General features: G+C 37.2%; 2 protein-coding genes. One reads left to right on the forward strand and one right to left on the reverse strand.

Annotation, left to right across the window (positions count from 1 at the left end):
* On the reverse strand, positions 1–595 hold a 595-nt coding region (locus VXQ92_RS20125; RefSeq protein WP_416682976.1), incomplete at its 3' end, for a LysR family transcriptional regulator.
* 112 nt (positions 596–707) lie between these two features.
* On the opposite strand from VXQ92_RS20125, the gene VXQ92_RS20130 reads away from it, so the two are divergent.
* The coding region (locus VXQ92_RS20130; protein WP_416682977.1) for an SDR family NAD(P)-dependent oxidoreductase at positions 708–1,122 on the forward strand (415 nt) is incomplete at its 3' end.

Here is a 1,122-nt window from a genome sequence, read left to right on the forward strand (position 1 = left end):
TTTCTCCTACACCTCCTGCGTAATTAATTAATTTATGCTGTTCAAGATCATTTAACTGCTCAGGAATACCATAATCTTGTAAATATTGCGTGCTGGCACAATTCACCATCACCAAATGACCAATAAATCTTGCAATTAAACTACTGTTATCTAGCTCTCCTACCCGAACAACACAGTCAATTCCCTTTTCAATTAAGTCAGTCAGGTCATCAGAACTATTGAGCTGTAAATGAATATCCGGATAACGATGATAAAAATCAGGCAGCTCAGGAATAATCACTTGATGCACAATCCGGCTAGGCATCGAAATTTTTAATGTGCCCCGGTAATGCTGTTTTTGTGTCTGGATCAACTGTTCTAATTGTTCATAATCAAACAACAGGTTTTGGCATTCTGGCAATATTCGTTGGCCATCTTGAGTAAGACTGACTTTACGTGTAGTACGATGAAATAAGCGTACTCCATAGTGAGTTTCTAACTGTTGAATGGCACTCGTCACTGTCGAGCGAGGTAGATCAAGCTGATTTGCTACCTCACTAAAGCTTTGTCGTTTAGCGACTTCTGTAAAAATATAAAATTGCTGCAACCGATCCATTTTAATTGTTCGTATTTTCTGAATAGTTAAACCAAACTAGCATAATTGATCACAAATTACTGCCAATCTAGACTTTAAAACACTAAAACAAGTCATCATAGGAACAATCATCATGACAACTCATAGCCTCAAAGATAAAGTTGTATTGATTACTGGCGGTGCTAAAAACCTAGGCGGACTCATTAGCCGTAAATTTGCAGAACAGGGTGCAAAAATCGCAATTCATTATAATAGTTCGGAAACTCAGACAGATGCAGAGCAGACCTTAGCAGATGTTAAAGCATTGGGTGCAGATGCAATTCTAATTCAGGCAGATCTAACTCATATTGAAAATATTGAAAAACTGTTTATAGATACGAAACAACATTTTGGTGGTATCGATATTGCGATTAATACCGTCGGAAAAGTCCTTAAAAAACCGTTTTTAGAAACCACCGAACAAGAGTTTGATAGCATGAGTGATATCAACTCAAAAATTGCCTATTTCTTTATTCAATCAGCGGGTCGACATTTAAATAACGGCGGAA

The organism is Acinetobacter sp. 228, from assembly GCF_048147885.1.